14 protein-coding genes and 1 other annotated feature are annotated in these 17871 nt (G+C 46.1%); of the genes, 11 read left to right on the top strand and 3 right to left on the bottom strand.

Features of this window, described 5'->3' with window-relative positions; genetic code table 11:
• From KNP62_RS12385 to KNP62_RS12375, 3 genes are all read right to left on the bottom strand, one after another.
• Positions 1-2760, bottom strand: coding sequence for an SH3 domain-containing protein (locus KNP62_RS12385; protein WP_214785723.1), 2760 nt, complete (start codon positions 2758-2760; stop codon positions 1-3).
• Positions 2761-2950: 190 nt separating this feature from the next.
• Positions 2951-3859 carry an alpha/beta fold hydrolase gene (locus KNP62_RS12380; protein ID WP_214785722.1) on the bottom strand — a complete coding sequence of 303 codons (909 nt, stop codon included), beginning with the start codon at positions 3857-3859 and terminating at the stop codon, positions 2951-2953.
• 14 nt (positions 3860-3873) lie between these two features.
• Positions 3874-5559 carry a formate--tetrahydrofolate ligase gene (locus tag KNP62_RS12375; RefSeq protein WP_214785721.1) on the bottom strand — a complete coding sequence of 562 codons (1686 nt, stop codon included), beginning with the start codon at positions 5557-5559 and terminating at the stop codon, positions 3874-3876.
• Positions 5560-5801: 242 nt separating this feature from the next.
• Here KNP62_RS12375 and KNP62_RS12370 point away from each other — a divergent pair, with 242 nt between their 5' ends.
• The 11 genes from KNP62_RS12370 to KNP62_RS12320 all read left to right on the top strand — a co-directional run bounded on the left by KNP62_RS12370 (position 5802) and on the right by KNP62_RS12320 (position 17838).
• Entirely contained in the window at positions 5802-6707 is a 906-nt protein-coding gene (locus KNP62_RS12370; RefSeq protein ID WP_483299215.1) for a carbohydrate ABC transporter permease, read from the top strand.
• Entirely contained in the window at positions 6704-7606 is a 903-nt protein-coding gene (locus tag KNP62_RS12365) for a carbohydrate ABC transporter permease (protein ID WP_251125703.1), read from the top strand. The genes KNP62_RS12370 and KNP62_RS12365 overlap by 4 nt, the downstream gene beginning before the upstream one ends.
• 105 nt (positions 7607-7711) lie before the next feature.
• Positions 7712-7952, top strand: a binding site (T-box leader).
• Positions 7953-8022: 70 nt separating this feature from the next.
• Positions 8023-9003, top strand: coding sequence for an aspartate--ammonia ligase (asnA, locus tag KNP62_RS12360; RefSeq protein WP_214785720.1), 981 nt, complete (start codon positions 8023-8025; stop codon positions 9001-9003).
• A gap of 161 nt (positions 9004-9164) precedes the next feature.
• The gene (locus KNP62_RS12355; RefSeq protein WP_214785719.1) at positions 9165-10457 is read left to right on the top strand and encodes an ABC transporter substrate-binding protein; all 1293 of its coding nucleotides are present in this window, start codon (positions 9165-9167) and stop codon (positions 10455-10457) included.
• Between the two features lie 147 nt (positions 10458-10604).
• Complete coding sequence (locus tag KNP62_RS12350; RefSeq protein ID WP_214785718.1) at positions 10605-11789, top strand: NosD domain-containing protein; 1185 nt, start codon at positions 10605-10607, stop codon at positions 11787-11789.
• Positions 11776-12354, top strand: coding sequence for a nitrous oxide reductase accessory protein NosL (locus tag KNP62_RS12345; protein ID WP_214785717.1), 579 nt, complete (start codon positions 11776-11778; stop codon positions 12352-12354). Before KNP62_RS12350 ends, KNP62_RS12345 begins: the two co-directional genes overlap by 14 nt.
• A 3-nt stretch (positions 12355-12357) precedes the next feature.
• Positions 12358-13149 carry a hypothetical protein gene (locus tag KNP62_RS12340; RefSeq protein WP_214785716.1) on the top strand — a complete coding sequence of 264 codons (792 nt, stop codon included), beginning with the start codon at positions 12358-12360 and terminating at the stop codon, positions 13147-13149.
• The gene (locus KNP62_RS12335) at positions 13146-13865 is read left to right on the top strand and encodes an ABC transporter ATP-binding protein (protein ID WP_214785715.1); all 720 of its coding nucleotides are present in this window, start codon (positions 13146-13148) and stop codon (positions 13863-13865) included. The genes KNP62_RS12340 and KNP62_RS12335 overlap by 4 nt, the downstream gene beginning before the upstream one ends.
• Positions 13866-13928: 63 nt before the next feature.
• Positions 13929-15389, top strand: coding sequence for an MDR family MFS transporter (locus KNP62_RS12330; RefSeq protein ID WP_214785714.1), 1461 nt, complete (start codon positions 13929-13931; stop codon positions 15387-15389).
• A 37-nt stretch (positions 15390-15426) separates the two neighbouring features.
• Positions 15427-16524, top strand: a complete 1098-nt coding sequence (locus KNP62_RS12325; protein WP_214785713.1) for a PQQ-dependent sugar dehydrogenase — start codon at positions 15427-15429, stop codon at positions 16522-16524.
• A gap of 96 nt (positions 16525-16620) precedes the next feature.
• The gene (locus tag KNP62_RS12320; protein WP_214785712.1) at positions 16621-17838 is read left to right on the top strand and encodes a M48 family metallopeptidase; all 1218 of its coding nucleotides are present in this window, start codon (positions 16621-16623) and stop codon (positions 17836-17838) included.
• The last annotated feature ends 33 nt before the right edge of the window (positions 17839-17871 follow it).

The raw sequence follows: 17871 nt of genomic DNA, 5'->3' as shown, positions 1-17871 counted from the left end.
TTATTGATATTTTGGAACATCGAAATTGAGTGTATAGGCATCAAGCGATTGATAGACGTCATAGATCTGTCTCGTTTGAATATCTGCCCAAGCAATATTCGTTGCGTATTGATGCGTACCTGGAGAATCAGGGTTATAACGCATCTTATAAAGTGTGTTTTGTTTGTAAGTTGGGTGATTAATGTAGCTAGAACCAATCCAGTAGGCTCCGCCAATCACGGCTGCTTCAGGCGTGAACCATTTCTGTTCAAACGCATATTTGGCTCCACTTCCGAGTGGATTGCTGTCGAAGGCCTGAATGCCATACATATTGTATACAGTAGCAGCTACAGGTCGCTCCGGATAAATGCGGTCACCATTTGAGTTAATCAAGGCGTTCCCATCTTTATCAACGGGTACACCAGACGCTAGTTTTGAGGTACCGTTACCCGTTTCGTGAAGTGCATGCGAAAGCAAATAAACTTCGTTGATATTATACTGACTACCGGCAGTTACGAACGCTTGACCTAAGCCACTAAGTGTACCTTTCGACAGGAGTAGCTTATTGAGTGTTGTCGCTGTCGTTCCGGCACTCTTCGATAAATCTAAGAATTGGTAGAATGAGCGTGAATTCGGATCGATGCCAGTCGGGTCAACATATGTCAACACTTCGTCGACTGATGCACGACGCCAAGTATTGTCAAACACTCGAAGGTTGTGCCCCGATGGCCGTTTGTAAGAAACAGTGTAGTAAGTGCCTGTCTGTCCAGTGATGGTTACTTTTTCGCCTGGGTTGATTTGACCGTATGGATGAGATGTAAGGCTTGGTTGGCTTAAAATATTGGCCTTACCGACGACGGAACTCAATGTGATATAACCCGTGGCTGTACCGTATTTGACTTTATACCAAGAAGAAGAAGCGCGTTCTACATATTGAACTGTTGCACCTTTCGGAACTGTTGCCACTGTCATAGAAGTTGATGAAGCAGACGATTTTAAAGCAGCACCTACGTTTGAGATGACGGTCATATCTTGATTGACGATTGTACCCACGTTATCAGTGACACTGACCCAAGCTCTTGGCAAATAAGCTTTTTCGTAGCGATGGAAATCTGTCAAGGCGATTTGATTATATTGACGCTCTGCCATGTCGCGAACAGACATCGGATAGTTCGTATAGAAAACGTTCTTGATGACACCGCTTCCTGGTGGCGTTGTCGTGACAGGGATTGCGTAATCCATGTGAATATAGTTTCCGCTATACGTACCGTTCGTCAATAATCCCCAATCTGAACCGATGATCGGTTTCACACTGACAATCGTCCCGGTGCTCAGCGTTCCAGCAAGGTTGTCTGACTGGACGGCAGGAGTAGAACGTACGTTTAACGTACTGCCACCTTCTACATAAATCCGGTACTCGGCTTCCGGACCGTACTGTTCAGTCGGTGTCGTTGTCGGTGGCGTCAACGCAAAGTCACGAGCTGCAACATAACCAGTCGTGTTGTTGTAACGGACTTGATACCATGAACCGGTCGCTCCAAATTTCGCAAATTGATCAACTTTAGCTCCTTTTGGAATAGCCTGTAGCACCGTTTTTGAACTAGACATCGAAGAATATAACTTCGTATCTTGTTGAGCGTAATAAGGTGTCACCACTTGTGTGAATTTCTCAGAGAGATCACGCGTCGGGACATATCCTGTCGTAGACTGATAGGTCACTTTAGACCATGATCCAGTCGCGCCATGAGTAGAAAGTTGAGACACCGCTGTACCAGGTGTTAACGTACGAATGGCTTTCTTACTTGACGACATAGAGTTGTAAAGTGTCGTTTGATTGCTAATGTACATCGGTTTAGGTGCAGTCAGCGATTGTAGGTCGCGCATGGCTACATAGCCAGTGATTCCGTTATAAGAAATCTTACCCCACGAATTTGTCGCGCCATATGTGGATTGAAGACTGACTTTCGCTCCTTTAGGGAGAGTCGTCAATACACGAGAAGTCGTTGTGATCGATGCATATACTTTTGTTGAATCAGTTGTCATATGTGTCGGGTTCACTTGAGGCGTCACACTACCACCCTCGTATGCAGAAAAGTATTTTTGAGCGACGTAACCAATTTTCCCGTTATAAGAAACTTTGTACCAAGATCCTGTCGCGCCATGTGTCGAGATATAGTTCACGACCGCATCCTTAGGAATGACCGTCAATACAGCAGAAGAAGTCGTCATTTCTGCTCTCAAGTTGACGTTCATTTCTGCGACATATTGTTTTGCAGATGCCTGCTCAACAAAATATTTTTGAGCGACATAACCTGTTTTTCCGTTATAAGAAACTTTGTACCAAGAACCCGTCGCCCCATGCGTCGATATGTAAGTGATGGTCGCACCTTTCGGAATGGCACTCACGACCGAGGAAGAAGTCGTCATCGATGAATACATATTTGTCGCTTCCTTAGCAGTGTATAGGGCAGTAGCAGTGGAAGTTGAAGATTTAGAAATGGACGTATTGACGGTCAAATATTCAGAAGAGACATATCGTTTTTGACCTTCAAATTCGATTTGTGCCCAATCATTATTCGATGAATAAACGTTTACTGTTGTTCCTTCAGTTAGCTTTCCAACAATCGAAGAAGTCGTAGACGAGTCAGAACGGACATTTAAAATCTCTGTGTTGACGGTTCCTTCATATGTTGCTGCGTATGATGGAGCGGGAGCCAATCCACTAAATAACGAGGTCGAAACAAGGACGGCTGCACTCAATCGTGTAAGGTTTGATTTCAAAGTCTATTTACTCCTTTCACCAATCGATTGGTCATCGATCGATGTAGATGATTTTCACTATGCGGTCTAAGTATAACGTACTTAAATTTTGATAAGAAGGTTATCTTTTAAAAAAGAGGTGAATCATTGAAGTTATTTGTATGAAATTTGGAAAAAATAAAAAGCTCCTTCAAAAAGGAGCTTAAACCATTTAATGGATTTTGTTTTGTTTCATCCACATGAGTATGTCTGACCATACTTGTTCCCGGTCCGCTTCACGCAAAATTTCATGTCGGGCATCGTCATATGTCGCAACGGACAGTTCGACGTCCGCGTTGCGATATTTTTCGATGATTCCGTTCAACCCCTCCCCGTCATGGATCACAGGGTCGTCCATCCCGGCAACGAGCAACATCGGAAGAGACTTCGGATGCTCATGAATGCGTGCGACGGTCGTGACATCAAGTGAGGCACGGGTCACTTCATGTAAAAATCCGAGTGAGGGAAGCCCCCCACAATTCGAATCATCGATATACGAATCAACTTCCTCGGGGACGCTTGATAGCCAGTCACTATCCGTTCGAGCAGGCAAAAACTTAAGGTTGTAGCGCCCGAACAAAAGGCGTTCAAAGAAACGTGATTGATGCGTGGCACCTTTACGTTTCATGACGGAAGCGATTAAACGATGCCCGACTTCGCCTGCAACCCCAGGATGTGGGGGAGGCGCGACGACAATCACTCCAGCCAAGGCATGCCCCATGATTTGACCAAGTCGACGAACGAGCAGAGAACCGAAACTGTGACCTAATACATAAGTAGGGCGCTCATCTTCGTAGCGGTTAATCAGATATTGAGCATCCTCGACAAGTTGCAAAAAGCCCTCGCCCGGAGAGAGGTGTCCATAAGTCTGTTGTTCGTGGGCGCTTGAACCCGCCCCTCGTAAGTCGCATATGAAAACATCGTATCCATTTTCTGTTAGAAAACGAGCGAACTCAATATATCTTTCATGGTGTTCAAGCATTCCGTGAAAGATGAATATTTTTCCAATGGACTGCTCTGCTCGAATTTCCATTACTTCTGTCTGATATCCGTCTGGATACGTCAATTCCGAAAGAACCATGTGTCATCCTCCTATTAGAAAAGTCCGATTGCTTTTCCAGATTCATCAATGCCCATATTGAGGGCAGCTGGATGTTTCGGTAAGCCCGGCATCGTTAAAACGTTACCTGTGAGAGCAACGAGGAAACCTGCTCCTACTGATGGTTTTAATTCGCGTACCGTAATGGTGAATCCTTGTTGATAACCGAATTTGGAAGGGTCGTCCGATAGAGAAAACGGTGTCTTCGCCATACAAATCGGTAGGTCTGCCCAACCTTTCTGTTCAATCTCAAGCATTTGTTTTTTAGCATTTGCTGTGAACGTGACATCGGCCGCTCCATATACTTCCCGGGCAATCGTTTTAATCTTTTGTTCAATCGAATCGGTCAATTCGTAAAGTGGTGATAGTTTACTTTCGTTTGACTCAACCGCATCAATGACAGCTTCAGCGAGTTGTTGTCCACCGAGTCCGCCGTTCGCCCATACTTCGCTCAGTGAAGCACGAATCTCATGTGCTGTGCACCAGTCAAGTACCGCTGCAATCTCTTCTTCGATATCTGAATTGAAACGATTTAAGGCAACGACGGTCGGGAGACCGAGTTTTTTCATCGTGTCGATATGTTTCGCAAGCAGTTTCATCCCTTTACCGACCGCACCGACATTCTCAATATGGAGCTGGTCTTTCGCTACGCCGCCATGCATCTTCAAAGCACGAACGGTCGCAACGAGTACAACTGCATCTGGATTTAACTCCCCGACACGAGACTTGATATGACAGAACTTTTCAGCTCCGAGATCAGCTCCAAACCCGGCTTCTGTCACAACGTATTCTCCTAGTTTTAATGCTGTTTTTGTCGCAATAAGCGAGTTGCAGCCGTGGGCGATATTCGCGAACGGCCCCCCATGGACGAGGGCAGGGGTTTGTTCGATCGTCTGAACTAAATTTGGCTTGAACGCTTCTTTCAACAACAATGTTGCAGCCCCAGCAGCTCCGATTTGTTCAGCAGTGATTGGTTCTTGTTGGTGATCATAAGCAACGACGATTCGCTTAATCCGATCTTCAAGGTCTTTTAAAGAGTCTGCGAGACAAAGGATCGCCATAATTTCAGAGGCGACAGTAATATCGAATCCTTCTTCACGTGGTACGCCATGAGCGGGGCCGCCAAGACCAACAGTGACGTGACGAAGGGCGCGGTCATTCAAATCAAGGACGCGTTTCCAAACAATTCGACGAACATCGATGCCGAGATCGTTTCCTTGATGAAGGTGATTGTCAATCATGGCGCTGATTGTATTATGAGCTGACGTGATGGCATGCATGTCTCCTGTGAAGTGGAGGTTGATGTCTTCCATCGGAAGGACCTGACTGAAACCACCGCCAGCCGCTCCGCCTTTTAAGCCCATTGTCGGTCCGAGTGAAGGTTCACGGAGACAGACGATTGCCTGTTTATTCAATTGGTTTAAGGCCTGGCCGAGTCCGACCGTTACCGTCGACTTTCCTTCTCCGGCTGGCGTTGGATTGATGGCTGTAACAAGCACAAGTTTTCCATCTTTTTTTGTCTTCAGACGATCGAGGACATCGTAAGAAAGTTTGGCTTTATATTTTCCATAAAGATCAAGATCGTCTTCCTGAAGTCCGATTTTTGCTGCAATCTCTTTAATGGGCAATGTTTTAGCTTGTTGCGCGATGGTTAGATCGGATAATGGTTTCGTTGTTGTCATAGGGAAGTACCTCCGTTTTCGAACGATGTGTATTTATATGTCATTTAATATTCGGTTTTAACGTTTTTGAGTACGAAAAGAATCGATTGATATCCAACCCGTTCGTAATATCATTGATTTTATCATAACTCATCAGATCGTGAAATTCATTCATTCCGTTCAATATTTTCCACCCTTTCCGTCAAATGTATCCGTTTTCATAAAAGGTTCTTCAGGATACATTGATAGTGGAGGCGATACACATGACTGAAACTTCGAAACGGATGAAACGAAGACGAAATTGGAAGAAACCAGCGAGTTTTGTAGCATTTGTCGGACCTGCTTTTCTAGCGTTCGTCGCGATCGTGCTCATTCCGTTCTTCAATGGGATCTACTATAGTTTTACGGATTGGAATGGTGTGACCGGAGAATTGAATTTTGTCGGATTTGATAATTATCAGCGATTATTCCTTGAAGACGAGCAGTTCCGTGCTTCATTTTGGATGACGACCAAATATACAATCATCTCTGTCTTACTGACGAACATCGTTGGATTCTCGTTGGCTTTGCTGTTGACAATGAACATTAAAACACGAAATTTCTTGCGTACAATCTTCTTCATGCCGAATTTGATCGGTGGATTGATTCTCGGATTCATTTGGCAGTTCATTTATGTAAAAGGCTTTGCCTCAATCGGAGCGTTGACGGGTTGGAGTTTGTTTGAACTACCATGGCTCGGGGATGCGCAAACAGCATTCTGGGGAATCGTCATTGTCGCCATCTGGCAAGGGGGCGGGTATGTCATGGTCATCTACATCGCGGCGTTACAAAATGTACCGACGGATTTGATGGAGGCGGCTCGGATTGACGGAGCCAACCGTTTCAAAATGCTTCGTCACATCACGTTGCCGATGATTATGCCGTCCATCACCATCTGTTTATTCTTGACGATTTCTTGGTCGTTCAAAGTGTTTGATACGAACTTATCACTCACAAACGGCGGACCGTTCAAATCAACGGAGATGTTAGCTTTAAATATTTATACGGAGTCTTTTGTGAATAATAACTATGGTCTTGGGTCAGCGAAAGCGGTCATCTTCTTCTTGGTCGTGGCTGCGATTACGGTGACACAAGTGTACGTGACGAAAAAACGGGAGGTGGAAGCATGACGACTGAGAAATTGGAACATGTCGAGAGAAACGTAGAGAAGACACCGAAGCGTGTTCCGCAACGTCCACTTCGCTCGGGGACGTATTCTTGGAACCTTGGAATCATTGAGCTTGTTGCCATCTTGCTCGGACTTCTCTATTTGGTCCCGTTTTATTACGTTGTTGCCAATTCGTTTAAATCGATGGCTGAAATCTTTACGAACACATCGGCGTTGCCGAATGAGTGGTTGACGTCAAACTATACGGAAGCATGGGAAGCGATGAATTATGGACGTGTATTTTTAAACTCACTGTTCATTACAGTCGGGGCGAATGCGATCATCGTCATCTTCACATCGATGGCAGCGTGGAAACTTGTTCGGACGAAGCATTGGATTTCTACGATGATTTTCTTCTTATTCGTGGCAGCGATGGTCATTCCGTTCCAATCGATCATGATTCCGCTTGTGAAAGTCTCAAGCATTCTCGGGTTACTCAACAGTCATTGGGGATTGATGGTCATGTATCTCGGATTTGGTTCTGGAATCTCCGTGTTCCTGTACCACGGATTCATGAAATCAATCCCCGAAGAGATCGAGGAAGCCGCAATCATCGATGGCTGTTCGACATGGGGCGTCTTTTGGCGCATCGTCTTCCCATTACTCAAGCCGATCACGGTGACGATCGTCATCTTGAATAGCCTATGGATTTGGAACGACTTCCTATTGCCATCACTTGTTCTCCGTGATGTGGAGTTGCGGACCATCCCGCTCGCAACGTTCTATTTCTTTGGGCAGTACACGAAGCAATGGGATCTTGCGTTAGCTGGTTTAGTGTTAGGAATCGTTCCACTTTTAGTCTTTTTCTTCGGTATGCAAAAACATATCATCAAAGGGATTACAAGTGGCTCGATTAAATAACCCTCCCAAGGGAATCCTCCGTTCGCTACACGGAGGATTAATTTTTTTTGAAAAAAGTCGTTGACATTAGTCTGAATATTTATAATAATGAACTCAATTCAATTGTGAACGACGTCGAAAGGACGAGTACACGAAGGTAGTGAGTCAAGCGATCCGGGGGTGGTGTGAGCCCGGTCTTAACCCTTCGTCGAAAAACTTCCTGGAGTCGCTACCCGAACGCTTTGCCAGTAGACGTAGCCGGACCGCTCCCCGTTATCGGAGTTACGAGATGATTGTCTCGAAAAAGTGAGTAGATTCGTCTACTAATTTGGGTGGCACCGCGGAACCGAAGTCTTCCGTCCCATGTTCAATGGGAATGGAGGGCTTTTTTTTCATGGCTTCATTTTCAAATATTCCACAATTGGAGGAAACGGAAAATGACAACAGCAACAAGCACGATGAAGGAAAGACAGCAGACAATCGCGACAGTGAAGGCACTCTTCGAGGAGAAGGTCTCACGTGAACTCGGACTCACGCAAGTGCAGGCACCACTATTCGTAGAGTCAGCAAGTGGTGTCAACGACCATTTAAACGGCGTGGAGCGCATCATTCAGTTCGATACGATGTATCCAGGACATGAACTTGAAATCGTTCAATCGCTTGCAAAATGGAAACGTGAGGCACTCGGACGTTATGGATTCGGAGTCGGAGAGGGGTTATACACGCAAATGCGCGCCATTCGCCGTGATGAAGAACTCGATGCGACACACTCTCTCTTCGTTGATCAGTGGGACTGGGAGCGAGTCATCGCTCGGGAAGAGCGGACGATGGAATATTTAAAAGCAACGGTCGAGTCGATCTATGCGGCACTCCGTGAAACAGAATCGGAAGTGGAAACAACGTATGGCATTGAAGCAATCCTTCCGGAAGCTATTCATTTCATCACGAGTCAAGAGTTGGAGGACGCATATCCAACGATGACACCGAAAGAACGCGAGAGTGCCATCTGTAAAGAACATGGCGCCGTCTTTATCTCGCAAATTGGAGATCTTCTCGCCTCTGGCATGAAACACGATGGACGTGCGGCAGACTATGACGACTGGTCACTCAACGGTGATATCCTCGTCTGGCATCCGGCACTCGAGTCGGCATTTGAATTATCGTCGATGGGAATCCGCGTAGATGAAACGGCTCTTGACGCACAGCTGAAGAAAGCGGGTGCGGACGAGAAACGGGCATATCCATTCCATCAAGGTGTTCTCAAAGGTACACTTCCGTTGACGATTGGCGGAGGAATCGGTCAATCACGTGTAGCGATGTATCTCTTGCGTGCGCGTCACATCGGGGAAGTACAAACGTCAGTCTGGCCACAAGAAGTAATTCAGTCGTGCGAAGCAGCTGGCATCAGCTTGTTGTAATATAATAAGAAGAAACACGGAACAGGACTCCAAAATGTGAGTCCTGTTTTTCTGTGCAACATTTTCCACCCTATTCGTCAAATTTGACACCTACATTATGGAAGCGTTTTCATTTAAAGTTGATTTTGTAAAGAATGGATCAGGTTAAGGGAGGAAATGAAATGAAACGGAAGTGGAAATTGTCGACTGCGGTCATGACGGCTGGAATGGTACTTTCATTAGCGGCTTGTGGAGGAGGATCTCTTACAGACGAAGGGTCTTCTGAAGGAAGTGCGGATAGCGGTGACAAAAAAGACGTTACGTTAAATGTCTTCCAGTTCAAAGCGGAGATCGCCAAAGATCTTGAAGCGATGGCAAAAGAGTATGAAGAAGAAACAGGTGTGAAAGTCACCGTTCAAACGGTCGGTGGCGGTGCGGACTATGGCGCGGCCCTCAAGTCTCAATTCGCTTCAGGCAATGAACCGGACATCTTTAATAACGGTGGCTTCACAGAAGCACAGACGTGGAAAGACAAACTCGAAGACTTGTCGAGCGAGAAGTGGGTCGGTGATTTGACGGAAGTCGCCAAAGAACCGATGACGATGGATGGTAAGCTTTACGGAATGCCGATGAACCTTGAAGGATACGGTTTTATTTATAACAAGGCACTGTTTGAAAAAGCTGGCATCGATGAGTTACCAAAAACGCTTTCTGAATTGACTGCAGCGGCAGAAAAATTAGAGAAGGCGGGAATCACACCGTTCTCTGTCGGTTATGCAGAGTTTTGGATTTTAGGCATTCATCTCTTAAATATTCCGATGGCGCAGCAAGATGATCCGGATGCGTTCATTCAAGCGTTGAACGAAAATAAAGCAAAGTTTGAAGACAACGAACAGTTCCAAGAGTTTTTGAAGCTGTTTGATTTGACGATCAAATACGGAAATAAGAATCCATTGACGACAGACTATAATACACAAGTCACACAATTCGCCCAAGGAGAGACAGCGATGCTCCAACAAGGGAACTGGGCACAACAGATGATTCTCGATGTGAATCCGGATATGGAGATGGGCTTCGTTCCAATCCCAATCAACGATGATGCCGAGAAAATGGACCGCCTACCGGTTGGTGTCCCGAACAACTGGGTCGTCAACAAGAACTCGAAGTATAAAGAAGAAGCAAAAGATTTCTTAGAATGGATGGCGACATCTGATACTGGGAAAGACTATATGGTCAACAAGTTTAAGTTTATTCCTGCATTCAAGTCGATTGAAGCGAACGACCTCGGACCGCTCGCGGATGACATCCTCGCATACTCGAATGAAGGAAAGACCATCTCGTGGAACTGGTTCAAGTACCCGGATGGTGCGGTGAATGAATACGGTGCCCTCATGCAGGCATATGTCGGTGGGCAAAAAACAGGTGAAGAGATGCTTCAAGACTTCACGAAAGTATGGCAAGACAAAGTGAAATAAGCGACGCACAGACGGTGAAACGACCCCTTCACCGTCTGTGTTTTTTTTTATGAAGAAACTGTCACAAGAATCCCATATAAACCACACACATACCCACGGGGGTTTCAGTAGAATAAGTGATGTAAGCGGTTGAGAGAAGGAGGGGGCATGAAACGATTACTAGTAGGGATTCTATTTATGTGTTGGGTGCCGCATGTGAATGCGGAAGAAACGCTGACTCCATTGACCGAACCAATCGTCATCGAATCAAACGAAGTATTTGATGGGGCCGGAAAAACATATACGAGTTGTGGACATCCGGCGTTCATTCTTCGAGGAACGGGTGCTCTTCTTGAACGTGTATCGGTTCAACAGTGCGAGAGTGATCGTGTACCCGCCGTTCAAGTATCGGGTCTCGGACACCAACTAATCGATGTATCCATCGAATCCTCGGGCACTGGACTATTGATTGAGAATGGTTACGGCGTACGTGTCATTCGAACATCAATTCAAGGAAACGGACAGGCAGATGGGATTGTACTTCTCAATAGCGAAGCGTCAGAGCTCAGAGGAGTCGTCGCGAAAGAAGTGCGAGACGGGATATACATAGAAAACGGATCTCAGCACACGATTGTGCGACCAGTCGTCTCGCATTCACGCTATGGCATTCACTTGATGTTTCCGACTGACGTTATGATTTCTGTACCTGAACTACATCATAACCTGACGGGTGCGATGATTATGGGGACGAATCAAGTCGCTTTCCAAAATGGAAATGTGCATGATCAAGTCGGTGGAACGGCGACGGGACTGATGTTATATGAAGCCATCGATACAACAATTGAGAAGACGAGTATTTATGGGAATCATATCGGTTTATATGCGGAGCAGTCGACTGGGACGACGCTCGAACAGAATGCAATTAATGGAAATGACATTGGCTTTCAATTGAAGCAAGCAAGAGGGATGATGATTCTCCAAAATAATCTATTGGGGAATCGAGAACCCGTAACGATGGTCGAGTCATCTGAAAACATCGTGCAAGGAAATGTGTGGGGTGACATAACCCTTGACCTGAATGGCGACGGCTATAGTGAGGTTCCATTTCGCACAGACCCATATTTATTCTTATTGACAGATTCATATGAGGCATTCGAATTATTGTATGGGTCACCTGGTCTTCTTTTACTAAAAAGTATACTAAGGAGCCCGGAAGACGTATCGTTGACAGATGTTTCACCACAAACTTATTCTCCGATGTGGAAATGGAACGGTTCGGTCTGGAATGTAGGAAGTATTTTATTGCTCATGATCATTTGGAGATTTGGGAGGAAACGACATGAAATCGTATAAACAAGTAGCAGGACTATTATCAGTAGCAGGACTATTATCAGTAGCAGGATTATCGTTGGCACTTGGTGCATGTTCAAGTGCATCGGCAGAACCGTTTGAAATCAAATGGGGCGAAACGGAATGCGAAGTGTGTAAGATGAAAATCATGGATGAGCAGTTCGCAGCGGAAGCAATCATGGAGAATGAAAAAGGTTATGCGTTCGATGATATTGGATGCTTGATGCGTGATTGGTATCCAGAACAAAAAGAAGACGATATTGCTGCCATGTATGTAAAAGATTTCAATACGAAAGATTGGGTCGAATTAGACGAAGCGATGTTTGTTTACGACAAAGAGTCGAAAACACCGATGGCTTACAATATTCTATCGTTCGCAAAAGAGGCGGACGCGGAAGCGTATATGGAAGAGAACGGCGGCGAGATGATGAACTTCGATCAATTGAAAGATCATACATGGGAACGTGGCGAGATGAACATGATGATGGATGGCGAAGGCTCGATGGACGGAATGAATCAAGATAGTGAGATGGACATGGAGATGGATACGGAAGAAGAAGGGCAGTAACCGATGTCTCTATGGAGGATGGAATGGGCACGCAGCCTTCGAAAGCGAGAGAACTATGCTTTTCTCCTGACGTGGATTCTCACGCTCGTTCTACTCGGAGGACTTGGACAAGCGCTACCGATTGCTGCCGACTATACGAACATAAGCGCAACGCTGATCACGGTGCTCGGTCTATTGCTTCCGCTTTTCATCTTACTGACCACGGCAATCCATTGGGGACAAGAGCAAGAATCGAAACGACTAAGTTTGCTTTCGACATTTACCTATCCAAAGTGGAAATTCATTTTCATCCGCTTCAGTTCGTTTTTGGTCACACAAGTACTCGTTTTATTATTGGCATTCTTCATCGCATCACTCGTCGTCGGTCAATCGTTTACAACATGGGTCATCCTATTTGCCTACGCGACCGGATTAACAATGTATGCGACGGCACTCGGTACGTTAATCGGACTATTCGGTCGTACGAGAATCCGGGCGATGTTACTCGCCTTTTTAACGTGGGTCGTCCTCGTACTATTGTGGCCGACGATTCTCGTGACGATGATTTCCTTGCTTCCATACGGTATTCAGGTGAATGGAATGATCCTTGCGCTGTTTGTGAATGGATTTGATTTGATGCGCATTTGGGCCAGTACAACAGTGTCATCTCCGGACGTGTTTGGAGAGGTGTATCTCAACTGGTTAAATTGGATGAATCGCCCGATTGGATCCATCGTCGTCTGGGCTACCTTGATGACGATGAGTAGTGTCTTGTTGTGGTTTGCTTCGAAAGTGGCTTGGAGGAAAACATCATGATTCACTGTATAGACGTAGGAAAAAAATATGGCGATACGTGGTCGCTCCATCCGATTCGTGAAGAGATTACCTCAGGGAGAATTATTGCTTTATGCGGGAGTAATGGGGCTGGAAAGTCAACGCTTCTAAATCTGATGAATGGTACAATCGAACCAAGCACCGGGGTCATTCAGTTGAACGGCTTCACGACAACTGAACGAATGAAATACAATCAAAGCTTTGGTTATATGCCAGACGACTTCTCGTTTGACGATACATGGACGGTTGAAGAGACGTTCGCCTATTACGCGATCTTGCAAGGCGCCCGTCCGACTCCTGAAGTTCTCAAACGGGTCGGGTTATATGATTATAAACGCAAGAAAATCGCCGAATTATCTAAAGGGATGCGCCAACGCCTCCTCTTGGCACAAGCGCTCGTCAATGAGGCGGCTATCCTTTTATTAGATGAACCGACGAACGGTCTAGACCCGATCTGGATGCAAATGCTTCAAGACTTACTACGTGAAGAGGCAGAACGAGGTGCGACAATCGTATTTTCCACTCACCAGTTAGATGTAGCGGCGATGTTAGCAGATGAAGTCTGGATGATGAGAGCGGGAGCCATTTGTGGGAAGGTACATGTTCATGAAGAACAAGCCGCATACGAACGGTTAAGAGAATTCTTTTTCAAATCGAAAGATGACACTTGTCAAATGAACGTGGCTCGCACAAAATAATAGACAGTTGAAGTGGTGCTCGGAACCTTCCGACGCCACTATTTTTTTGGGGAGATGGAACGGATGAGAAAAAATGTGACGGTTGCCCTCTTATTGGCAACCTTTTTAGCGGCGATTGAAGGGACGGTCGTATCAGTTGCGACGCCTGTCATCGCCAGTGAGTTGAACGGGGCGACGCTCGTCAGCTGGGTATTTGCTGCCTTCTTACTATTTACAGCAGTATCGACACCGATATATGGGAAAGTGGCGGATTTATTCGGGCGGAAGCGTGTCCTCTTGTTTGGCATCGGGTTGTTCACGCTATCCTCACTCTTATGTGGGTTAGCCACGTCGATGGAACAGCTGATCGTCTTTCGGGCGCTACAGGGTCTAGGGGCCGGTGCGGTCCTTCCGATTTCGATGACGATTATCGGCGATCTATACAAATATGAGGAACGCGGAAAGATTCAAGGGATTTTAAGTGCCGTATGGGGCGTGTCGGGTGTACTCGGTCCAGTCATCGGCGGCTTTTTAGTCGAAACGTTATCTTGGCGCTACGTTTTTTTATTGAACGTACCATTTGCGTTACTTTCGTTTATCATGATTATCATCTTCTATAAAGAAAAAGTCGCTGAGACGACTGAACGGATTGACTTGAAAGGCGCGCTTTTGTTCGCAGGTGGGACGACAGCATTCTTATACGCCCTGATCACATTCAGTGAAACGAATGAATGGACGACGACCATTGTTGCCAGTGGGGTATTCAGTATCATCTTATTGGTTGGTTTCTTCGTATCTGAACGAAAAGCAAAATCTCCGTTATTGCCGTTTGAATTACTCAAGCAACCGACGATTGCTGCCATCAACGGTTCGGTCTTCTTTGCGGCGTGGGTGCTCGTCTCCATGTCTGCTTACATTCCAATCTGGGCACAAGCTGTGTTAGGGAAATCAGCGACAGAGGCTGGATTTATGTTGATGCCATTATCGGTCGCGTGGACGTTCACATCGATTATCGGGGGGCGTACACTCGGAGTGGCTTCTCCGAGACGACGCGCTTTGATCGGGATGGGATTGCTCATCATCGGGACGCTTACCTTAACACTGTTATCACAATCTAGTTCAGATTTATGGGTATACGGTGCAGTGGCGCTGATTGGCGTCGGCTTCGGATTGTCTCAACCGATGTTTATCGTCGTCTTACAAACTGTCGTCTCCTATCAACAGCGTGGAACGGCAACGGCGACCAACTCATTTTTAAGCACGGTTGGTCAAACGCTCGGTGTAGCGGTGTTCGGAGCAGTCTTTAACTTTGTTGTTCTTAACGACTTTAAAGAGAGCAGCGCGCTATCTCAAGTTTCATTAGAAGACTTCTTCAATCAGAGCGTCACGGAGACGTTGAACGCTTCGGTTCGACTTCAAGGAGAACAAATCATTGCGACCGGATTGAACAGCATCTTTATCGGAGCGATGGTCGCCGCAATCATCGCGTTCGTCATCGCGTCCCGCTTGCCGGCCCGCCCACCCGAACCTTCACAGCGCTCTTGAAACAAGGGTATGATGAAGGAAAGGGAGGCGAACCGACATGAAACGTCAAATTGGGATTATGACATTGTTGTTTCTGATGGGATGTGCGCCAGAACAAACGAATGAAGGAACAGAACCACCTACTTCAGAAGAGACACGTAGTGAGACAGAGACTGACAGTGAAACGAGTACGACGGAAGAGTCGAATCTTGAGATTGGAGAAGTGACCGCCATTGCCGAGAACTTGTCCATCCCGTGGTCACTCGCTCGGACAGAGGAGGGATGGTTCGTATCCGAACGTGGTGGCACCATCACCGTGATTGACGGTTCGGGTCGCGCAACTCGACAAGACGTGAACTTCAAGGAAAGTGTATTTGAGATTGGTGAAGGAGGGCTCCTTGGTCTTGCGTTAAGCGAAGATTTTGAATCGAGCGGAATCCTTTACGCGTATCATACGTATGGATCGTCAGGGAGAAACGTTCAAAATCGTGTGATCGAGTTGACATGGGATGGAGAACGCTTTGAAGAGACGAATGTCTTACTTGACGAGATTCCAGGTGCACGTTTTCATAACGGAGGTCGCCTATTGCTGGACGGTGAGCATCTTTGGGTGACGACGGGAGATGCGCTCGTGCCTGAACTTGCACAAGACGAATCATCATTAGCCGGAAAGATTCTACGAATCCCATTATCGGGTGAAGGTGAACCGACCGACTGGATTTATTCGCTCGGTCACCGCAATCCTCAAGGATTGAGTCAAATTGATGAAGTTCTTTATGCGAGCGAACACGGGGCGAGCGGACATGACGAGGTCAACGTGATTGAAGAAGGAAACAATTATGGATGGCCGATCATTGAGGTGAATCAGGAACAAGAAGGTCTTGTCACACCGTGGTTTGAAGTAGGCGAGACGTCTTGGGCACCCTCTGGTATCGCGACGGATGAACAGTACGTCTATATGGCGACGCTTCGGAACGAGCGGCTTGTTGCCATCGACCGGGAAACGAAACAAGTGACGACGATTGTCGAAGATTTAGGTCGGATTCGTGATGTGTGGTTAGAAGATGACACCTTGTATTTTATTTCGAACAATACGGACGGACGAGGCAACCCACAGCCTCAAGACGATCAACTTTATCAAGTAACGATTCGCTAGAAACTGACGACTTTGTCAGTTTCTATTTTTTTGTTGTTTCTTCTGGAAGTAACGGTATAATTAAACATGTATTTTGGCAAAAGAAGGAGAAAATAGATGAATCATTCAAACTTGGTACATAAACGAGAAAAACTATACTTCTCACTATTAGTTGCAGCAAGCGTGCTCATGTTAATCCTCGGGATCGTGCTGACAGTAGCCTCATTCGGTCTCTTTTTATGGATCATCGGTACAATCGTATCGCTCTCGCTCTTTACTCACTGGATTCAAATCGGGTACATTCGGACGAACGGTGTCAAAGTGACGGCTCGTCAGTTTACAGAACTTCATGAGATGGTTCAACGCGTCGGGGCAGATATGGGCATCCGCTTGTTGCCAGATGTGTATATTTTACAAGCGGGTGGTGTATTAAACGCTTTTGCCACACGTTTCTTCCAGAAGAACATGGTCATTCTGTATTCGGATGTCGTGGAATTAACACGGACGGGACAGACGAAAGAAGTGGAGTTTGTCATCGCACACGAGCTGGCACACATTCGTCGTAACCATGTCCAAAAGCAGTGGGTCGTCTTGCTCGGTAGTATCATTCCTTTCTTAGGTTCTGCCTATTCACGTGCTTGTGAATATACGTGTGACCGGATGGCTGCTCATTACATTCAAGACTTCGGGGCGTCGAAGCGTGCGTTAACGGTTCTTGCAATCGGGGGACCGCTTGCGAAAGAAGTGAATGAGTTCGACTATTTATACGAAGCAAGTCGAGAGAACGGTTTTATCGCAAAGTATAGTGAGTTGTTGTCGACGCATCCAACGTTACCGAAACGAATCGCATCGATTGCAACAGCTGCAGGTGAAGAAAACATTCCGGTCTTCAAGACGGCTGGATATGTGAAAGCTTCGATCATTTCGATGATTTTATTGACGGTTATTGGAAACGGGGCACTTATCGCATTTCTCTTCATTAACGATGATTTGACGGAGATTGTATCTGCGGCGATGAGTGAGGACCTTGCAGATGATTGGGCGTTGGAATGGGAAGAACCAATCCAAGAATTGACGTATAATAATGCGAGCTATGAAGAAATCGAAGCAGAATTACAAAATGGTGCTGACGTGAATATTCAAGACGAGTATGGCGAAACGCCACTTCACAACTTGCTCTACAATGATGAGGTTGATGAAGAAACAGTTCAACTCTTGCTAGACAACGGAGCTGACGTCACGCTCCAAAATGATAGCGGGATGACACCGATTGATACGGCACGTGATTGGGGACATAGTTCTGAACTCATTGAATTAATGGAAGCATATGAATAAAAGAAATTTCCTCGTTTCAAAAGAGACGAGGGA

Source organism: Exiguobacterium sp. s183 (assembly GCF_018617655.1).
Lineage (GTDB): Bacteria > Bacillota > Bacilli > Exiguobacteriales > Exiguobacteriaceae > Exiguobacterium > Exiguobacterium aestuarii_A.
The sequence above is the reverse complement of the archived record's forward strand: the minus strand, read 5'-3'. Positions and strand labels throughout refer to the sequence as shown.